Annotated in this window: 18 protein-coding genes and 1 riboswitch; of the genes, 10 read left to right on the forward strand and 8 right to left on the reverse strand. The window is 36.0% G+C overall.

What is annotated here, in order from left to right; all coding sequences use genetic code 11:
* The first annotated feature begins 135 nt into the window (after positions 1 to 135).
* Positions 136 to 237: riboswitch (purine riboswitch) on the forward strand.
* Between the two features lie 134 nt (positions 238 to 371).
* From BFM98_RS21865 to BFM98_RS21875, 3 genes are all read left to right on the forward strand, one after another.
* A complete protein-coding gene (locus tag BFM98_RS21865; protein ID WP_048391917.1) occupies positions 372 to 956 on the forward strand; it encodes a xanthine phosphoribosyltransferase in 585 nt (194 codons plus the stop codon).
* Positions 956 to 2,254 carry a nucleobase:cation symporter-2 family protein gene (locus tag BFM98_RS21870; protein WP_048391916.1) on the forward strand — a complete coding sequence of 433 codons (1,299 nt, stop codon included), beginning with the start codon at positions 956 to 958 and terminating at the stop codon, positions 2,252 to 2,254. The genes BFM98_RS21865 and BFM98_RS21870 overlap by 1 nt, the downstream gene beginning before the upstream one ends.
* Before the next feature lie 305 nt (positions 2,255 to 2,559).
* Complete coding sequence (locus BFM98_RS21875) at positions 2,560 to 3,081, forward strand: DUF2179 domain-containing protein (RefSeq protein ID WP_048391915.1); 522 nt, start codon at positions 2,560 to 2,562, stop codon at positions 3,079 to 3,081.
* Between the two features lie 43 nt (positions 3,082 to 3,124).
* Here the strand turns inward: BFM98_RS21875 and BFM98_RS21880 are convergent, their stop codons facing one another.
* Positions 3,125 to 4,411, reverse strand: coding sequence for a DUF2252 domain-containing protein (locus BFM98_RS21880; protein ID WP_066038375.1), 1,287 nt, complete (start codon positions 4,409 to 4,411; stop codon positions 3,125 to 3,127).
* 181 nt (positions 4,412 to 4,592) lie between these two features.
* Here BFM98_RS21880 and BFM98_RS21885 point away from each other — a divergent pair, with 181 nt between their 5' ends.
* Positions 4,593 to 5,162, forward strand: coding sequence for a YitT family protein (locus BFM98_RS21885; protein ID WP_048391911.1), 570 nt, complete (start codon positions 4,593 to 4,595; stop codon positions 5,160 to 5,162).
* Between the two features lie 33 nt (positions 5,163 to 5,195).
* Here BFM98_RS21885 and BFM98_RS21890 read toward each other — a convergent pair whose 3' ends face one another.
* From BFM98_RS21890 to BFM98_RS21905, 4 genes are all read right to left on the reverse strand, one after another.
* Positions 5,196 to 6,092, reverse strand: coding sequence for a DMT family transporter (locus BFM98_RS21890; protein ID WP_066038376.1), 897 nt, complete (start codon positions 6,090 to 6,092; stop codon positions 5,196 to 5,198).
* A 103-nt stretch (positions 6,093 to 6,195) separates the two neighbouring features.
* A complete protein-coding gene (locus BFM98_RS21895) occupies positions 6,196 to 7,356 on the reverse strand; it encodes a PucR family transcriptional regulator (RefSeq protein ID WP_066038377.1) in 1,161 nt (386 codons plus the stop codon).
* A 161-nt stretch (positions 7,357 to 7,517) separates the two neighbouring features.
* Complete coding sequence (locus tag BFM98_RS21900) at positions 7,518 to 8,936, reverse strand: amidase (protein WP_083225424.1); 1,419 nt, start codon at positions 8,934 to 8,936, stop codon at positions 7,518 to 7,520.
* Positions 8,926 to 9,111 carry a hypothetical protein gene (locus BFM98_RS21905; RefSeq protein ID WP_009373346.1) on the reverse strand — a complete coding sequence of 62 codons (186 nt, stop codon included), beginning with the start codon at positions 9,109 to 9,111 and terminating at the stop codon, positions 8,926 to 8,928. The genes BFM98_RS21900 and BFM98_RS21905 overlap by 11 nt, the downstream gene beginning before the upstream one ends.
* 295 nt (positions 9,112 to 9,406) lie before the next feature.
* Here BFM98_RS21905 and BFM98_RS21910 point away from each other — a divergent pair, with 295 nt between their 5' ends.
* From BFM98_RS21910 to BFM98_RS21925, 4 genes are all read left to right on the forward strand, one after another.
* Positions 9,407 to 10,288 carry an EAL domain-containing protein gene (locus BFM98_RS21910; protein ID WP_066038379.1) on the forward strand — a complete coding sequence of 294 codons (882 nt, stop codon included), beginning with the start codon at positions 9,407 to 9,409 and terminating at the stop codon, positions 10,286 to 10,288.
* Positions 10,266 to 11,216: a GGDEF domain-containing protein gene (locus tag BFM98_RS21915; protein ID WP_066038380.1), complete on the forward strand. Its 951-nt coding sequence runs from the start codon at positions 10,266 to 10,268 to the stop codon at positions 11,214 to 11,216. The genes BFM98_RS21910 and BFM98_RS21915 overlap by 23 nt, the downstream gene beginning before the upstream one ends.
* An 88-nt stretch (positions 11,217 to 11,304) precedes the next feature.
* Complete coding sequence (locus tag BFM98_RS21920; protein ID WP_066038381.1) at positions 11,305 to 11,742, forward strand: hypothetical protein; 438 nt, start codon at positions 11,305 to 11,307, stop codon at positions 11,740 to 11,742.
* Between the two features lie 302 nt (positions 11,743 to 12,044).
* Positions 12,045 to 13,439, forward strand: a complete 1,395-nt coding sequence (locus tag BFM98_RS21925) for an L-cystine transporter (RefSeq protein ID WP_004227708.1) — start codon at positions 12,045 to 12,047, stop codon at positions 13,437 to 13,439.
* A gap of 47 nt (positions 13,440 to 13,486) precedes the next feature.
* Here BFM98_RS21925 and BFM98_RS21930 read toward each other — a convergent pair whose 3' ends face one another.
* The 3 genes from BFM98_RS21930 to BFM98_RS21940 all read right to left on the reverse strand — a co-directional run bounded on the left by BFM98_RS21930 (position 13,487) and on the right by BFM98_RS21940 (position 15,809).
* On the reverse strand, positions 13,487 to 13,801 hold the full coding sequence (locus BFM98_RS21930) for a hypothetical protein (RefSeq protein ID WP_066038382.1): 315 nt from the start codon (positions 13,799 to 13,801) through the stop codon (positions 13,487 to 13,489).
* A gap of 100 nt (positions 13,802 to 13,901) precedes the next feature.
* Positions 13,902 to 14,441 (reverse strand): SLOG family protein, encoded by a 540-nt coding sequence (locus BFM98_RS21935; protein WP_369700611.1) that lies wholly within the window; start codon positions 14,439 to 14,441, stop codon positions 13,902 to 13,904.
* A 222-nt stretch (positions 14,442 to 14,663) separates the two neighbouring features.
* The gene (locus BFM98_RS21940; protein WP_048391895.1) at positions 14,664 to 15,809 is read right to left on the reverse strand and encodes a DUF418 domain-containing protein; all 1,146 of its coding nucleotides are present in this window, start codon (positions 15,807 to 15,809) and stop codon (positions 14,664 to 14,666) included.
* A 103-nt stretch (positions 15,810 to 15,912) separates the two neighbouring features.
* Here BFM98_RS21940 and BFM98_RS21945 point away from each other — a divergent pair, with 103 nt between their 5' ends.
* On the forward strand, positions 15,913 to 16,614 hold the full coding sequence (locus BFM98_RS21945; protein WP_048391893.1) for a response regulator transcription factor: 702 nt from the start codon (positions 15,913 to 15,915) through the stop codon (positions 16,612 to 16,614).
* The gene (locus BFM98_RS21950; protein ID WP_066038384.1) at positions 16,611 to 18,254 is read left to right on the forward strand and encodes a sensor histidine kinase; all 1,644 of its coding nucleotides are present in this window, start codon (positions 16,611 to 16,613) and stop codon (positions 18,252 to 18,254) included. Before BFM98_RS21945 ends, BFM98_RS21950 begins: the two co-directional genes overlap by 4 nt.
* The last annotated feature ends 57 nt before the right edge of the window (positions 18,255 to 18,311 follow it).

The following is an 18,311-nucleotide window of genomic DNA, read 5'->3' on the forward strand; positions in this document are numbered from 1 at the left end:
AATCAGTACGTTGATTGAAAACACGAACATTTACAATTAAAAAGTTCCAGAATACCATTAAATTCCGAAAAATCAAACTTTTTTTGGTGAGAGATAGTAGCCCTTACCGAATAAAGTGATAAATTGGTTATTCTGATAGTTTCATACAAATCCACTCATATAATAGCGAGAATAGGGCTCGCAAGTTTCTACCGATTTACCGTAAATGAATCGACTATGGGTAGCAATGCTTTTAGAGAACTTCAATTTAATGATGTTTTCTATTCATTTCGACGTTTTTGCGCTGAATGCTTTGCTCCACTCGTAGCAGAATGGAATCAAAGTATTCAGCGTTTTTTTATAATTTTTTACGAAAGAAGGATATGAAATAAATGAAGTTATTACAAGACAAAATTATGCAAGAGGGTAAAGTATTATCTTCATCCGTATTAAAGGTTGATTCATTTTTAAACCATCAAATTGATCCGATGCTAATGAAGGAAATTGGTCATGAATTTGCAAATCGTTTCTCTGATCAAGTGATTACAAAGATTTTAACAATAGAATCTTCAGGTATTGCCCCATCCGTGATGTTAGGCTTAGAAATTGGCGCGCCTGTCGTGTTTGCTCGTAAACGTAAATCATTAACTCTTTCAGATAACCTTTATTCTTCAAAGGTACATTCATTCACAAAAAATGAAACAAATGAGATCTCTGTCTCACGTAATTTCTTAAGCGAAGATGACAATATTTTAATCGTAGATGATTTCTTAGCTAATGGTGAGGCTGTCAAAGGCTTACTTGATATTGCTGCACAAGCGGGTGCGAATGTTGTAGGAGTTGGAATTGTTATTGAAAAGGGCTTCCAAGATGGCGGAAAACTATTGCGTGAGCAAGGTGTTCGCGTTGAGTCATTAGCAATAGTAGATTCTCTTGAAGATGGCAAAGTAACATTTGCTACGGAGGCTCGCGCGTAATGAATACCTTTAAATCGACTGCGCTAGCGATTCAACATTTACTTGCAATGTATGCTGGAGCCATCTTAGTGCCACTGATTATCGGTGGGGCAATTGGCTTCGATTCAACACAAATGACGTATTTAGTAGCGATTGATATTATGATGTGCGGGATTGCTACACTTTTACAGGTTTATTCAGGTAAATTCATTGGTATTGGCTTACCTGTAGTACTTGGCTGTACATTCACAGCGGTAAGTCCAATTATTGCGATTGGTACAAACCCAGAGCAGGGTATTACGGACATTTATGGTTCTATTATTGCCTCTGGTGTAATTGTAATGATAATTGCGGGCTTCTTCGGCAAGCTTGTGAAATTCTTCCCACCAGTCGTAACAGGGTCAGTTGTTTCAATTATCGGTATTTCCTTATTACCAGTAGCATTAAACAATATGGCAGGTGGACAAGGTGCTGAGGATTTTGCTTCTGCTTCTAATGTAGCTTTAGCCTTTATTACATTGGTTATCATTTTAGTCGTTTATCGCTTTTCTACGGGCTTTGTTCGTGCTATTTCAATTTTAATAGGATTAGTAGTAGGTACTGTTTTAGGTGCTTTCATGGACAAGGTGGATTTCACCCCAGTTGCAGATGCTAATGTATTTCACATGGTACAACCTTTCTACTTTGGCATGCCAACATTTGATGTAACGGCGATTATTACCATGACACTTGTAGCAATGGTATCTTTAGTAGAATCATCTGGTGTCTATTTTGCGCTAAGTGATATTTGTAATAAAAAAATAGATTCAAAAGATTTGGCTCGTGGCTACCGTTCAGAAGGTCTAGCTTCAGTAATCGGTGGTATTTTCAATGCCTTCCCATACACAACATTCTCACAAAACGTGGGACTAACTCGTATGTCAGGCGTTAAGGACCGTAAAGTCATTTACATCACAGGTGGTTTACTAGTAGCACTTGGCTTCCTACCAAAAATCGCAGCATTAACAACAATTATTCCAACGTCTGTACTAGGTGCGGCAATGCTTGCGATGTTCGGTATGGTGATTACACAAGGTATGGGAATGCTTGTACCTGTTATGAATGAATCAGCGGAAAACGCAATGATTGCAGCGATTGCAGTAAGTTTAGGTGTCGGTGTATCCGTTGTTCCTGGCATTTTTGATGCACTGCCAACAAGCGTTTCAATCTTAACGTCAAATGGTATTGTTTGTGGTTCAGTCACAGCGATTATCCTAAATATTTTATTCAACATGATTGGGCCTAAGCATAAAAAAGACCCGATGCACGGGGAAGTATAAAAAGATAATTAAATAACATTCATCTAAATATTTTACATATTTTGATGAAAAGAAAGTGATACCTACTTTTATCTATTGATTTAGATTTGAGGAGGTGTCACTTTTTGTTGTTATGGATTGTATGTTTTAAACTATAGATTATGATTTTAATTAAAATTTGTTCCGTTAAAATAACTTTAGACTGTCATAAGGAATGTTTAACATTAGACTAAAAGGGAATTTAAAATAGAGTTGTTGAAATCGCATGTAACTTTCTCTTTCAACATATACTTATATAAAACTACTCTCAGAAAGGTCTAGCACAAATGCAAAGTATTGTTTTAATTTTAATCCTACAATTAGTATATGTACCTTTTTTAACATTACGAACAATATTTTTGGTAAAGAATATCACATTCCTTGCAGCGATATTTGGTATGCTGGAGATGTTGGTGTATGTATTTGGCCTTTCACTCGTTTTCAGTGGGAAGCAAAGTATGTTATCTATGGTTGTCTATGCAGTTGGGTTTGGATTAGGTATATTTTTAGGAGCAAAAATAGAACGAAAGCTAGCGATAGGCTATGTGTATACAACCATTAATACGCAAAATAAGAATGAAGAGCTTGTGAAATTTCTTCGCCACGAAGGGTTTGCAGTCACGATTTATATAGGAGAAGGGCGAGATAGTAACCGCTATAAATATGAGATCTTAACGAAGAGGAATCGTGAAGGAGAGCTCTTTCAAATAGTAGAGCAATTTGAGCCGAATGCGTTTATTATCTCGTATGAGCCTAAATCATTTAAGGGCGGCTTTTTACTTGCTCGTATGAAGGCCAAGCAAAAATAATATTCAATATGAGAGGACCTTCGCTAAAAGCGAAGGTCCCTTTTTACATTTTTGTTTCAACCCAGTTTTTGAATAAGTCATAATCTGTATAGACGGTTTCTTTGTAACTCATTGCTTGTAAAATTGTATGTTCTATAAATACATTCCGTTCTTTACCGATCGCTTTTAAAATCTCCTCCTCGCTGTGATAGGTAAAAACATGAGAATAATCGATGTCAGCTCGTGCATGTATTTTAGCGGCAATTTTCCCCATAAGTGATGTTGTTGTAAAGTAATCCTCTACATCCTTATAGTTTTTAGGCTTAATCTTCTTTTTATAAGGAGAACGTTCTCGAATATAAAATTCCTGACCATTCATTGTAATAAAGGCTAAATGTGGATCCTCTAAGTGGTGCATGGCTTTTTGAGTTCCAACTACTCGTGCTCCTTGGTGCTCATAATGAGCCCAAAATAGATCCTGATAGGGAAGAAAGTAGGCAGGAATGGCTGTGCGTACTTCTTTCATTTCTAACACTAAATTTTCAACCCCTGATGCACCCTTTTCATCTTCCACTAAAATATAGTAACGTTTTAAACCGATTGAAGCTGTACCAGAGCCATACTTATAAGCTATGTCCCTAATTTTATATGTAGAAAGTGCGTTTGAAATGGCACTGTATTCCTCAGCAGTGACTGGTTGAATTTCTTCATTCCATAAGAAAGCACGCTCGCCGTCTTCATTGAGATACGTAATATCCTGTAGAAAGTGGGATCGTTGGCGTTTCTCAAGCTTTTTCAATAACCTCTTTGCGGGTCCCTTGGTATTGTTCTTTGTGAAAATGAGTGTTAGAGGATCATCCTGTTTACGCTCAAATCGTTTTAGTTGATTGATATAACTATTAAGAAAAGATTGAATAGCGGTTTCTTGGGTTGCCTTATGTAAGCCTTGTTCCTCTAAATAAAGTGCAATACTAATACTCATACGAATAATATCGTATAAATAAGAACCGACATAGCCCTCATCGAAATCATTGACATCAAAAACAATGGAGCCAGCTTCATTTTGAAAAGCACCGAAGTTATCCATATGCATGTCACCTTGAATCCAAGTCGGTTTTCTATCAGGAGTATGGAAGATTGAAGCGGATTTTGTCATATCAAAATAAAAGAGATAGGCACTTCCACGGAAAAAGCGAAAAGGACTTTCAAGCATTTTACGGTATTTCTCCAAGCGCTGTACCTCTGTTAAACGCATTCGTTGACCATCAAACTCTTCAAAGATTGTTTCCAATTGTTCTTGTCTTAAAAAAGTTCTAGTATGTTTAACTTGTTCCAATAAAGCATGCTCCATATCATAATCCCCTTTGTTAATTTAAAATTTATCTGTATATACGGAAATAAATTGAATAAGTTTCGAAGAAATTTAGCAAATGTACTCGATAAAAATGGCTAATCATCTAAGGTTATTTCATAACATGTTCAATAACCTATTTTCATACTATAAGACATGCATAGACACGGAGGGGGGTTGTATGTATTTCTTTACAAAAAGTCTAGTCATTATAATAGGAAGTATTTCATTGTCGTTAGGAATAAACTTATTTTTAACGCCTTATGAAATTTTAGATGGGGGAGTAGTAGGGTTAGCGCTAATATTACATTATTTATATAAGCTTCAAATTGGTTTAATGATTATTATCATTAGTATTCCAATTTTTATTATTGCGTGGTTTAAATATAAAACCTATTTTTACAATAGTATACATGGCTTACTAACGTCTTCCTTCATTATCGATTTTTTAAAGCCTGTCCGCAATCTTGTGCAAATTGATGCGCTCTATAGTGCCATTCTTGGAGGAATACTTGTAGGCTTTGGTATTGGTCTAATGCTGCGATTTCAGACAAGCACAGGGGGGACTGACTTGATAGCACAATTTATCTGTGATAAAACGGGTATCAATGTTGGGATATTAATATTTTTTATTGACTCCATCGTGATTGTTATAGGTGGCTTCCTCCTATCAACCTCGACCTTGCTATTATCTATAATTACAGTGCTAGTTGTGGGGATTACGACAAGCATTATTACTAGTCGAGTTTAATAAACATAAAAAAAGTTCCAGTATAAACTGAAACTATTTGGGGGTCTGATTATCGAGTGCTTTCATTAGCTTCTTTTTTGGATGTGCGGGTTTCACTTCGGCAATTAGTATAGCTAGTAAAATAAGGACGGCACCAACGACCATACGGCTTGTTAGCATTTCATGCAAAAAGATAACGGATAAAACCATGCCGAAAAAAGATTCCGTTGATAGTATAATCGCAGCCTTTGTGGCAGTTGTATATTGATTGGCCACATTCTGGAAAAGATAAGCTATTGTCGTAGAAAAAATCCCTAAATAAACAAGCGAGTAAATTGCCTCTTTTTCAAGCGACGTAGGAATTTCACCTTGACTAATGACAACGAGAACACCTATAAAGGATGCTGTGAGAAACTGAATAATAGTTAGAGCAATGGCATCTTCTTTTTGAACAAAAAGGTTTGTACAAAAGATATCAAAGGCAAAAGCAACAGCACAAGCTAATGATAGGGCATCACCTATATTCATTGTCAATGAGCCTTGTAATGATAAAAAGCCAATGCCCACAATTGCCATTATCGAACCAATGATTTCGTAGCCATCGATACGCCGTTTATAAACGGCATATGCTATTAAAGGAACAATAATGACATTAACTGCGGTTAAAAAGGCATTTTTAGATGGTGTTGTATATTGCAGTCCGACTGTTTGAAGGGCAAACGCTATATACAAAATTGTACCTAATAAAGCTCCCTTCCAAATTACTGATCTCGAAGCCTTTTTTAAGCGGGCGCCAAATAAAACGGTTAATATGATTGAAGCTAATAAAAATCTGCCAGCCATTACTTGATATGCTGTTAAATATTCTAGAGCAATGGCCGTTACAACAAATCCACTACCCCACACGATTGCAGTAACTAATAACATGCCATCAGCTATGTAAGTTTTCATGTGTTCTTCCTCCTAACTTCAATAGAATAGCATAAGAGAGAAGAAAAGAATTTGATTTTATTTCTAAATATTCAGGCGTTTTTTTGTACTTATTCCAAAGCGATTAGTCACTGTTCATTTTGCTATGTAATAAGTACAATTTAACGGCTGCAGCTAGGCGTTCATAAAAAACATAATCATTATCTATGGGTGCTACTAGCTGACGTATTTTAGCCATACGATAGCGAATTGTATTTGGATGACAGAATTGTGCTACAGCAACTTCCTTAATATTTCCTTTTTTTATGATATAAGTTATGGCGGTCTCCATTAAGTCTGGATCAGCCTTATCATCAAGTAGAGGGGCTAAAAAGGAGGTAACATAGTCCATAGCGAATGTTGCATCTTTACGGTATAACTCGATTAATAAACAATCAGAAGCGAGATTCTTATAATGACAGCTAGGGAGCATATCGATTTCAGTGAAAATATTGGCAAAAAAAGCTTCGCGTAATGCCATTGGGAATCCAGTCTGGGTATCATTACAACTGCTATAGCCGAAAGTGATTGTATCAGTAGGTATGGCATATAATGCTAGCCATTCATGTAAAACCCTTTCAAATTGGAATTGCTGAGATGGATGTGTCATGATGATAAATAGACTTTTTTTATAAGAACAAATCATACCCGATTTTAATAGTGGCTCCAACGAGTAAAAGGGCTGCATCCAGTTCGGATGGATTGTGTCACCAGCTCGTAAATTTGCTATAAATACATATTTTTCAAAGGGCTTATTGAGCTGTTGTAAAATGGATTTGATTTGCTCCTGTGTTACATCTTCCTCCACTAACCTTCGTAAAATCGTTTCTATAAAATAGGAATAATCCTGTGTCTTAGCATAAGCCATCGTTTCTAAAATGATTTTTTCAAAAAACTCATCTCCACCAAAGCGCAATATAGGGAAATTATGCTGCTCTGCATACGACAAAACTTCTTCAGGTAATTCCTTAAAAATAACAGGCTTATAAGCTAAAGCACTAGCACCAAGCTCAATTAGATTTTTTACAGCATTGAATAAATACTCAGGTTTTTGCTTAGCAAATAATAAACTACTTAACACAACACTGTTTGGTGTAAAGATAGTATCTCTGACATGGTGGATGTCAGGTGAAAATTCAAAGTCTAATATTTCTACATTTTGAACAGCTTTATTTAAGCCGTTGTGACCCGCTATAACAGTGAAGTCTTTGGTAATAGGTAATTGTAAAAATTTCTCTACATTCATGAGTGGATCATTGCCTTTCCTGTAGTAAGCTTCTAGCTTCTATTATAAAATTACTTGTTCATAAAAAACCATAAGTATGAATGCTAGCAGGTTTCCCCCACAAAAAAATCTGCTCATTCAGTGGTATACCGTGAAGTGAGCAGATTTCTAGTGCTTATCGTTTAGATATTAGCAAAAATATTTGGTTTTCTATTTCTCTGTGGATTTGCTTGCTCAACAGCATAGCCTACATTTAAAATGCGTCCTTCTTTAAAGGCTGGGCCAATAATTTGTAGACCTATTGGTAAGTTTCCTTTAAAGCCACAAGGAACCGAGAGGGCAGGTAAGCCTGTTAAGTTACTAGGGCCTGTAAAGCGGATAATATTATCAATTAAATCTACTTTTTGACCGTTTAACTCTGCAAAATCATCCCCAATTGTACTAGCTACAACAGGTAGGGTAGGGGAAATGAGCACATCTACCTTATTAAAAATCTCTGTAAACTCCTGCTTGATTTGACGACGTACCTGCTGAGCCTGCAAGTAATCGACTGCAGAAGGCAACTCACCAAGCTCAAATAGCAGACGAATATCGTCACCAAAATCTTGTGGTCTCTTTTGTAAATCTGAATGGTGTATAGCTGCTGCCTCTGAAAGAGACGTCACAAGCTCTGCCCATTCTGCATATTGTAGGGAAGGAATACGCACCACTTCTACTTTAGCGCCTGAATCCACTAAGCTTTGAATACTTGCTCTAACAGCCTTCTCTACATCAGCATCAACATTATTAAAGAAATATTCTTCATTGATACCAATCACTAGATCTTTGATATTGCCAGTAAGCTGCTTCTCATAGTTGTCTACTGGAACATTCACGCAAGTAGGGTCTCGATGATCAAAACCAGCAATGACTTCGAGCAAGCCCGCTGCATCCTTAACTGTCTTTGTCATCGGACCAATATGGTCTAAGCTCCATGCTAGCGGGTAGCAGCCGTATTTACTTACACGACCGTGTGTAGGTTTTAAACCTACAATGCCGCAAGCAGAAGATGGAATTCGAATAGAGCCTGCTGTATCTGTCCCTAGTGAAGCAACACTTGCTCCAGCTGCAACAGCCGCACCAGAGCCTCCACTTGAACCACCAGGAATTTTATCTAAGTCCCATGGGTTACGAACAGGGCCGTAATGAGGGTTGTCATTTGTAATTCCCCATGCATATTCATGCATACTTAATTTCCCAGTGAAAATAACACCAGCATCACGTAGCTTTTCAACCACTGTCGCATCATAATCAGAAACGAAGTCCTTATGAATTTTTGAGGACATCGTTGTTATTTTATCTTTAAAATACAAGTTGTCCTTTAAGGCCATAGGTATCCCATGATACATACCCTTATAATGACCTTGGAGAATCTCCTGTTCAACTTCTTTTGCCCTTGCTAAGGCTTCTTCCCGATAAAAAGCCATATAGGAATTAATTTTAGGCTGACTTTCCTCAGCAAAATCTAAAATAGCTTTCGTTAATTCCACGGGAGATAGCGACTTTGATGCAAGTAAAGGTGCCAACTCTTCAACAGATTTTAAATGTAAATCAGTTGTCAATGTGATCACCTCCAGGAATACTACGTACGGCGATGTCTGCATCATCGATCGCAATACCTTCTAAATTGCTGCGAAGTGACTGCATACCTTCCCAGCGTGTTTTTAATAGTTCAAGGTGTTCAGGTTTCGGTGTAATTCCTTTGTTCTCCAATAATTGTTGAATAGACAAGCTCATTAACAGGATCCTCCCTTGAATAATTTTTATCTAAATAGGCTTCCCTATTAAGACCAATACAGTAAAAACACAAAAAAATATAATAGGTAATATAAACCTATTATTACAATCATACACTAATATCATTTTATATCAAATAAATTATTTGTAATAGTTTTAATATTGTGAAATATTAACTAGAAAAGAGTTTTGTTAAAACCTATTGCTGGAACTTGCTCTTTTTACATTCGATTCACAGTCTGTTTACAATCAAAGCGTACAATGAACCATAATAACCAATTGAAGAGGTGCAGGGATGGAGTCTGTAGTGGGACAAAGTATAAAAACAAGTAATATATTTTCTTTTTTTAAATATTTATATGGTCAGCATCAAAGTAGTTCGTTATATATGAAACGTTTAAAGGCATTGAAACAAATTATTCAACATAACGATTTACATACATACTTTCAACCTATTGTAGATTTACAGTCACAGCAAACAATAGGATTTGAAGCCTTAAATCGACCATTACCCTCAACATTATTTAACAGTGTGGACCAGTTTTACGAGTTTGTAGGACAAACAGATTGCGTTTTTTTATTTGAATGTTTTTGTAGAAATCTTTCCTTGAAACGTTTCAAGGAACGTTTACACAAAGACTTGGTGAATAAAAACTTTTTAGTGTTCCTTAATATACATCCGAATGTTTTATTAGATAAAAAATATCACAGTGGCGAAACACTACAATTATTGAAGGAGCTTGGAATCAAACCTCAGCAAGTGGTTTTTGAACTAACTGAGCGAAGTGCAGTAATAGATTTTGTGGAGTTTGAACGTGTATTATCGCATTATCGATCACAGGGCTATCGCATTGCCGTAGATGATGTAGGATCAGGTTATAATAGTTTAAAAACGCTCATCTATTTAAAGCCGGAATTTATTAAGCTAGACCGTTCATTAATTCAATTCATAGACCAAAATAGTGAACAACAGCAGCTCGTCACACTGTTAATGAAATATGCTGAACAAGCCAATACTAAAATCATCGCTGAAGGGATTGAAAGACAAGAAGAGCTTGATTATCTCCATCGTATTGGCATTCATTATGCACAGGGATATGCGATAGGAAAGCCTGCAAAGGAAATATATATGGGGAAAATAAGGGTGGGTGACCATGAAGATAGGGGAAGTCATTGAGAAAGTTCCATGTATTGATGAATTGGTGAAAAATAAAGAATTAGATGTACTTTTTACAAGTAATCCATCGTTGCGTAGCGTTGTTGTTGTGCGTGATGAAAAACCAATTGGACATATTACACGCACACATTTCTATCAAAAAATCGGTACTCGGTATGGCTATCATTTATTAATGGAACGACAAAATCAGCTGATGATAAAGAAAAACCCTTTAATCGTTGATCGTAATACACCGATCACAGAGGTTAGTACATTAGCTATGGCTAGACCTCCTGAGGATTTATATGATGATGTCATCGTCACGAAAAACAATCTTTATTATGGCATGGTTAGTATTCGAGAGTTATTGTTAAAGCTCGTTGATACACAAGTAGCCATTGCAAGCTTCCTGAATCCATTAAGTAGTCTTCCAGGCAATAGATTAATCGATGAAAAATTAGAAGAAGCATTACAGCTCTCGCAATATAGTTTAATCTATTTTGATTTAGATCACTTTAAATCCTACAATGACACATATGGCTTTAATAAAGGCGATAAAATTTTACGGTATTTAACAGAAATACTAAAAAGACATATCTGCGGCGTAGAGGATTTTTTAGGACATATTGGTGGAGATGATTTTGTAGCCATTCTACCTTATTACGAGGTAGAAAAGATGTGTCAAAAAATTATTGATGACTTTGATGTCAACATACTTAGTTTTTACGAGTTAGAGGATCTAGCATATGTTCAGGTGGCTAATAGATCTGGCGAACTGGAACCTTTAACATGTACATCTTTATCTATTGCCGTTATTACGAATGAATATCAGTATTTTGACTCTGTGGAACAATTATCCAATTCGGTAACACATGTAAAAAAGCAGTGTAAAAAAATAGCTGGTAGTTGTTACCTCATTAATAAACAACAAAATTATTTTGTTCATTAGCAAACTATGTTAGATTTGTGGAACTGATATGTAAAATATATGAAAATTTAAATAAAATTGATATATATTTTGGTTACAGGAGGTTTAGATGGATTCAAGAAGACTGCACATTTGGCAACCCGTCACTTGCTTAGAAAGAGCCCAAATCGTTAATGCCACATTGAATTATACAGATCGAGGGCTCTGCTTAACATTAATAGATCGAAACAATACAGAAGTTGATATTATCTATGATAAGATGTCTCCTATTCACGATTATGTTTGGTCTTTTCGCTATACTGGAGAAATCCCACGATCTGATTTAGTAGACATGGTCACTGAAGCCATGACCCAAGAACAATCTAAAAATTCTTCAGCAGAATGGTTTTATAAAATGAACAATTCAGATTATATAGAATGGTTTGATCAACTCCCGTGGATTGGAAGCAAAGAAATTCCTACCGTAGAACATCATATCTACTGCTATAATGACGGTGTGTTTGACATCATTAGTGACTACGAACCAAGATTTGTAATTAGAAAATAATACTTAAAAGGCTGCCCCTGCACTGTTAAAAACTAACAGTATAGGGGCAGTTACTCATTTGTCACCAAATGTAGTGGCATTGATTAAACTAGCTATACATTTACAAACATTTTTTAAGATCTTTTCCATGATTAATCCATTGCCAGAGGATGATTGTTACGCCATTTTTCGGGGTATAATCCTTAGCAAGAAAGCTTTTTGTTATAGGAATTTATTAATCTTAATAAAACATACTTGAATTATAGGGATTATGGGTATATAATTCGATTACATTATTATAAAACATCTTAGGAGGCATTCCATTGTCGAATTTACAAATCATTCTTAACGTAGCAGTGTTACTTGTGTTCGTTGGAATTTTATATGTTATGAATAAAAAGCACGTTAAGTTTTCTAATCGTGTTTTTGCCGGTTTAGGCTTAGGGATTGTACTTGGTCTTGGACTTCATTTTATTTATGGTCTCGATTCTGAAGTATTAGCCAAAACAACATCTTGGTACAATATTATCGGTACTGGGTATGTGAAACTGCTCCAAATGGTAGCAATGCCATTAGTATTTATCTCCATTTTAATTGCATTTACTAAAATGAAGATTGGTAAAAATTTCGGAAAAATGGCAGCACTTATTTTAGCCATTTTAATCGGTACAACAGCCGTTTCGGCAGCTGTAGGTATTCTTTCTGCAACAGTCTTTGATTTAGATGCAACACAAATTTTACAAGGTGACGCAGAAACTGCACGTGGTCAATACCTTGAAGAAAAAACAACGGGCTTAGCAGCTCCTGATTTACCAACACAAATTATTGAGTTATTCCCAGCAAATCCGTTCCTTGATTTAACGGGTGCTCGTTCTACTTCAACGATTGCGGTTGTAATTTTCTCAGCATTCCTTGGTTTTGCTTATTTACGTGTGGCACGTAAGGATGAGGGAACAGCAGCTACAATTAAAAAAGGCTTGGATGCCATCTATGCCCTTGTTATGGGTGTTGTAACAATTGTATTACGCTTAACGCCATATGGAATTCTAGCGATTATGGCTCGTACGGTAGCAACATCTGATTTTGGAGCTATCTATAATTTAGGTAAGTTTGTTATTGCTTCTTATGTAGCTCTATTTATTGTTTTAATCGTACACTTATTAATCATTACATTAAGTGGTTTAAATCCATTTACGTATTTGAAAAAATCGGCAGAAACATTATTATTCGCCTTTACATCACGTTCTAGTGCTGGTACTTTACCGATGAATATTAAAACGCAAACAGGTCGTCTTGGAGTATCTGAGGGGATTGCAAACTTCTCAGGCTCATTCGGATTATCAATCGGTCAAAATGGTTGTGCAGGTGTATATCCTGCGATGTTAGCCATTATGATTGCACCAACAGTCGGCATTAATCCACTTGACCCTGTGTTCATTATTACAGTTATTGCAGTAGTAGCAGTTAGCTCATTTGGTGTAGCTGGTGTTGGTGGTGGTGCAACATTTGCAGCTATCCTTGTATTATCAGCACTTGATTTACCAATTGCTCTAGCAGGTGTATTAATCTCTGTTGAGCCTTTAATTGATATGGGTCGTACAGCGTTAAATGTAAGTGGTTCAATGACTGCTGGTGTTACAACAGCGCGTATTACTAAAGAATTAGATACAGAAATGTATAATAATAAAGAATTAGGTGCTCAAGTAGCAGACCTATAAGATCAAAAAAGCCCCGTTAAAGTTTTAACTTTAACGGGGCTTCAGCTTTATACGATTTTTACATAAAAATCTTTACCGTTGATTAATTCGGATATCTCAATATTATAATTTTGTTTATAGTACTCATAAATATTGTAGGCTAAACCGGCGTGTCCATTCAAATAGGTTCCCTTTTTAAACTCTTTACGTGGATTATGGAAATCAAAATATAAGCGTGAATCATGACTCATTGTATTTAAAATAGCAAGAAATTCTTGTTCTTCAATATGAATTCCCCGTGTATACCGACATTCTCTACGATACGTATCATGTGACACATTTACGGGAGAAGCTTCAAGAATCATTTCAATATGTTTATTCAAATGATGACAGCTCCTTTCAAATTATAGGTAAAAACCATAAGAACAATCAGCTTTTATTACTTCTAGTATATAATTGTCAGAAAATTATATCAATATTTTTCTACCAGTTTTGCTGTTGAATTTCCTCAGCTATTAATTGTAAGTCATAGGCAGTTACTGTTAAAAGATTATAATCATGGGACTCCATATATTTTTCTGCAAGCCGTTTGATATATTTGGGTGAACCCTCATTTTCTTCATCATAAATTAATAAAAGTCCATCTGTATTTTGGATAATAAATTTGTCCTTCTCAATAAATTGCCAAGGAGCTTCATAGGGTTTTTTGGTCACGCTTGTGACAAAATCAGCTTGGGCAATTAATGCTTGATACTTTTCTTTTTTATGATCTTGCCAATTTTTCTCTTGCTCTAAAAAAGGTGTGATCACGGCGTATTTTAAAAGTGGGAATTCTTTTTTTAACATTAAAACAACTTCAGCACTCCAAGTTTCTACGCCCTGCTGACCGCTGATAATAACCCATTCGAGTCCTTCATCAAGCAGTGTACGTAGATGAGCTTCCAGTGCTTTCTTTATGATGACAATACCAGGATGTTTATCATTAAAGATACCAAGCTCATGTGGTTTATAGCCAGTAATCATAATACGATGTAACAACAAAATACCCCCTAGGCTGTATAGTTGTAATACTAGTATACAGCAAGGAGGCAAATGAAATCGATATTGTCTATGAAAAGGCAAATAGTGTTAAAATTACTGCTACAGCTGCACAAATGCCTAAAAACCACCATGAGTCTGTAAAGTCTTCTTTTGTGTCACTATTCATAAAAAATATTCCTTTCTAATTTGCTTGTTTGAGGGGTTTTATTTTACTTGACCAGTCCAAGACCAATTTGTCCATATTCGTAAAATTGTTTCAAATGGACCACGTTTAAATTTCTTTAAATAGGCAAGGCTGAAAACACATTGCAGGCTATAAACAACGATTCCGAAAAGGATTCCGCCAAAGACCCCTAATTTGCCATATAAGCCAAGGCCATAGCCATAAAAAACAGTTGTACAAATGATGGTTTGTAGTAAATAATTGGTTAGTGATAGTTTGCCAACGCTCTCAAATGCAGGAGCCAGTAGTTGAACTGGACGGGTGTTATAAATGTATGCTGCGAGGCAAACATAGCCAATCGCTAATAACTGGGAGCCGCCCATTAATAAAATAGAAGAAAATGCACTTTTACTTTCTATAAAACTTACACTTTTACATACGAGTCCTATAGGTACAAGGAGAGCACCAAGCTTATACCATTTCATTTCCTTATTCATCTCCACGAAGGCTTGCTTCTTAGCAAGCGCCATCCCAAACAGGAATAGTGGTGCGTAGAACATAGGTGCAAAAATTAATATAATGAAAATAAATGAAGAATCATCCATTCCTGGTACTTCGGCATTAGCTCTAAAATCAAAAATTTCTAAGTAGCTGCCGTTAGCGTAAACATCATCCGCTTGCTCGATGTATGTGTCTATCTCTTTTTGTTCTTTTTTAGACGTTTCCATAGAGCCGTATGTTAACGCCGTAGTTAGTACAAATAGGATACCAGCCCAAATAAATAAAGTTTTTGGTTTACGATTAATAAATGGGATTAAAAATAACATCATACAGCCATAAGAAAATAGAATATCGCCTTCCCACAATAAAATAGAATGTAATAAGCCAAGGGCAATTAATCCTGTTGCACGACGTAAAATAGACCAACGGCTTTTATTCTTTTTTCTGCGGATGGATTCAATTAATTTAATAAGTGAGAAGCCGAATAAAATAGTGAAGATGGGCATAAACGAGCCTTCAATCACAACTTTTACAAAATATAAAGCCCCGTTATCTAAGGTAGAAAGATTTTTTAATTCATCTTTGCCATACATCCCGAATTGGAAGATTAGCAAATTTGCCATTAAGATGCCAAATAAACTAAATCCACGCATTGTATCAATGAAAGTAACACGATTAGTTGTCATTGCGTTTTATCTCCTTAATTGGTTATCTTATACATATAATAAATAGGGAAGCTTATGGTGAAATAATGACTACCTTAAAGTAATCTTAAAAGTAGGTGAGGAAATGCAGGAAGCATCAATTTTAGTGTTAGAGGATGAACGTGCCATTGCTGAAATGATTGAAATCATTTTAAGAAAAGAAGGAATTAACAATATTACCTTATGTAATACAATTGAAGAAGCAAAAGATGAAATGAATACTAAAACATTTGATTTTTATCTATTAGATATCATGCTACCAGATGGAAGTGGGTTAGATATTGCGAATAGTATTCGAGAAAAAAGTGATGCCCCTATTTTTTATTTAACCGCAAAAAGTAGTGATGCAGATAAGCTTCGTGGTTTTATGAATGGTGCAGATGATTATATTACAAAACCATTTAACCCCTTAGAGCTTGTAGCACGAGTAAAGGTGCAGCTAGTCCGTTATATGAAGAAAAAAGGCGTACCAGAAAATCACATATTTACTTGCAGCCGTTTTACATTTGACATTGATGCAGCAGAAATTGAGGTAGACGGTGTAAAGGAAATAATCAGTGGTCGCTTGTTTCATTTATTAAAATATTTATGTGACAATGCAGGGCAAGTGTTATCAAAAGAGCAAATATACGAACGTGTATGGGGTGATTGTTTATTTGATGATAATACAGTGATGGTACATATAAGAAAGCTGCGAGAAAAAATAGAAAAAAATCCTGGAAAACCGACATGCATTATTACTGTCAGAGGCATTGGCTATAAGCTTGTTGGGGACATTTCTTCATGAAGCCTGCTGGAAAATTAACACTCCGCTTTGTTTCGTATTTCATCATATTCTATCTATTGATCATTTCAGGTTTTATTATGAGTTTGGTGTTTTTTGCTATTTTTATCAATGATCGTGTTGGTGACAACATTCATGTGATGAGCTCCTTTGAAATCGAAGATGATGCAGTTGTAGAGCAAGGGAAGACAGTTAAAATTGCTGATTATTTAGTGAAGAGAGCTGAAGAAAATGTTGGACAGCTTTATTTATTTGATCCAACCATGACGATTGTTGATTATACAGGAGATACATGTGGTCTATGTGGAAAGTCAGATAGTGAAATATTGGCATTGCAGCAACCAGGCATGCATACATGGGAATTGCCAAATTACTACTTATTATTTCTTCCAACTACTCCTGTGCAACCACTTTTTGAGGATGCGCTTGAAAACTGGACAGCGACAGGGGACATTTCAGCTGTAACACGGCAACGTCTAAAAGAAAATAAAGCTAGTGTTGAAATTTATGACGAGCAATGGAATCGGATTGAGGTCATAGGCGAACGTTATGAGAAGCTAAATAAGCCACAATTACTAGAGGAAAAATACGATATTTTCGAGCATGCGGAGCTGAAGCAAAGTACAGCCTTAGCCAACGATAGGACATTTGTTGTAAGAATGCCTAATCCATCGTATAAGCCATTTGAAGAGCCTTTTAATAAGGCAATGGTACTGTTTGTTTCTATCTTCTTTGGGGGACATATTATTTTGCTGTTGGGCGTTATTTTCTTATCTATTAGTATTTCACGTCAATTCGTGCGACCACTTGTCTATGTGATATCGCGCATTGAGCGACTTACCCAATTCGATTACAGTGAGATTAGTGACAAAAAAATCCATCATAAAAAGACAGGTAAGTTGAAAAGAAAATTTAAACTGTTCCAACCTGTAGAAGAGTCACTCAATCACTTATCAGAGCGACTTGATTCAAATGAAAGGCAAATCAAGCATGCAGAGCAATTACGGGAGGAGTGGATAACAGGTTTATCGCATGATTTAAAGACCCCGTTAAGCTCAATTTACGGTTATTCAACGATGCTGGCATCGGAGGATTATGAGTGGACAAAGGATGAGATGCGTATTTTTGCACAGACCATGCAGGAAAAGGCAACCTATATGGATGCACTTATTCAGGATTTGACGTATACGTATCAATTAAAAAATAAAGCCATACAGCTAGATAAAGTGGTACTGCAGCTAGCAACATGGCTACCACAATTTGCAGACGAACAGGTGTGTGTGAAGGTGTATGGTGATGTGTTGTTACAAGCGGATGAGCTTTTACTTAAGCGAATAATGGATAATTTAATTACCAATGCGAAAAAATATACTCCTGAAGGCACGAAGGTAATCGTGGAAGCACAACATACTGGTAAAAAAGTAATGCTTACCATTGCTGATCAAGGACCTGGTATTCCACAGGAGGAGCTCGATAATCTATTCGAACGCTATTATCGAGGTACGAATACAACAGACGATATAACAGGAACAGGGCTAGGGCTAGCCATAACGAAGCAGCTCATTGATTTACACAATGGCACAATTAGTGTCCGTTCAGGTCAGGATGGGACAATCTTTGTGCTAAAATTTCAATGTCATTAAGTTGAATCTCTGAGCTTTCTTAAGACTGTACAAAGGTCTGTCATAGAACTTAATTTC

It is taken from the genome of Lysinibacillus sp. AR18-8 (assembly GCF_001705465.1).
Taxonomy (GTDB): domain Bacteria; phylum Bacillota; class Bacilli; order Bacillales_A; family Planococcaceae; genus Lysinibacillus; species Lysinibacillus capsici.

Bases quoted from the DNA above. Each gene is read 5' to 3' on its own strand.
- BFM98_RS21920 (WP_066038381.1), top strand. From the start codon at position 11,305: ATGGATTCAAGAAGACTGCACATTTGGCAACCCGTCACTTGCTTAGAA.
- BFM98_RS21905 (WP_009373346.1), bottom strand. From the start codon at position 9,111: ATGAGCTTGTCTATTCAACAATTATTGGAGAACAAAGGAATTACACCG.
- BFM98_RS21870 (WP_048391916.1), top strand. From the start codon at position 956: ATGAATACCTTTAAATCGACTGCGCTAGCGATTCAACATTTACTTGCA.
- BFM98_RS21935 (WP_369700611.1), bottom strand. From the start codon at position 14,441: ATGATTACTGGCTATAAACCACATGAGCTTGGTATCTTTAATGATAAA.
- BFM98_RS21885 (WP_048391911.1), top strand. From the start codon at position 4,593: ATGTATTTCTTTACAAAAAGTCTAGTCATTATAATAGGAAGTATTTCA.
- BFM98_RS21910 (WP_066038379.1), top strand. From the start codon at position 9,407: ATGGAGTCTGTAGTGGGACAAAGTATAAAAACAAGTAATATATTTTCT.
- BFM98_RS21895 (WP_066038377.1), bottom strand. From the start codon at position 7,356: ATGAATGTAGAGAAATTTTTACAATTACCTATTACCAAAGACTTCACT.
- BFM98_RS21875 (WP_048391915.1), top strand. From the start codon at position 2,560: ATGCAAAGTATTGTTTTAATTTTAATCCTACAATTAGTATATGTACCT.
- BFM98_RS21945 (WP_048391893.1), top strand. From the start codon at position 15,913: ATGCAGGAAGCATCAATTTTAGTGTTAGAGGATGAACGTGCCATTGCT.
- BFM98_RS21915 (WP_066038380.1), top strand. From the start codon at position 10,266: ATGAAGATAGGGGAAGTCATTGAGAAAGTTCCATGTATTGATGAATTG.
- BFM98_RS21950 (WP_066038384.1), top strand. From the start codon at position 16,611: ATGAAGCCTGCTGGAAAATTAACACTCCGCTTTGTTTCGTATTTCATC.
- BFM98_RS21940 (WP_048391895.1), bottom strand. From the start codon at position 15,809: ATGACAACTAATCGTGTTACTTTCATTGATACAATGCGTGGATTTAGT.
- BFM98_RS21890 (WP_066038376.1), bottom strand. From the start codon at position 6,092: ATGAAAACTTACATAGCTGATGGCATGTTATTAGTTACTGCAATCGTG.
- BFM98_RS21865 (WP_048391917.1), top strand. From the start codon at position 372: ATGAAGTTATTACAAGACAAAATTATGCAAGAGGGTAAAGTATTATCT.
- BFM98_RS21880 (WP_066038375.1), bottom strand. From the start codon at position 4,411: ATGGAGCATGCTTTATTGGAACAAGTTAAACATACTAGAACTTTTTTA.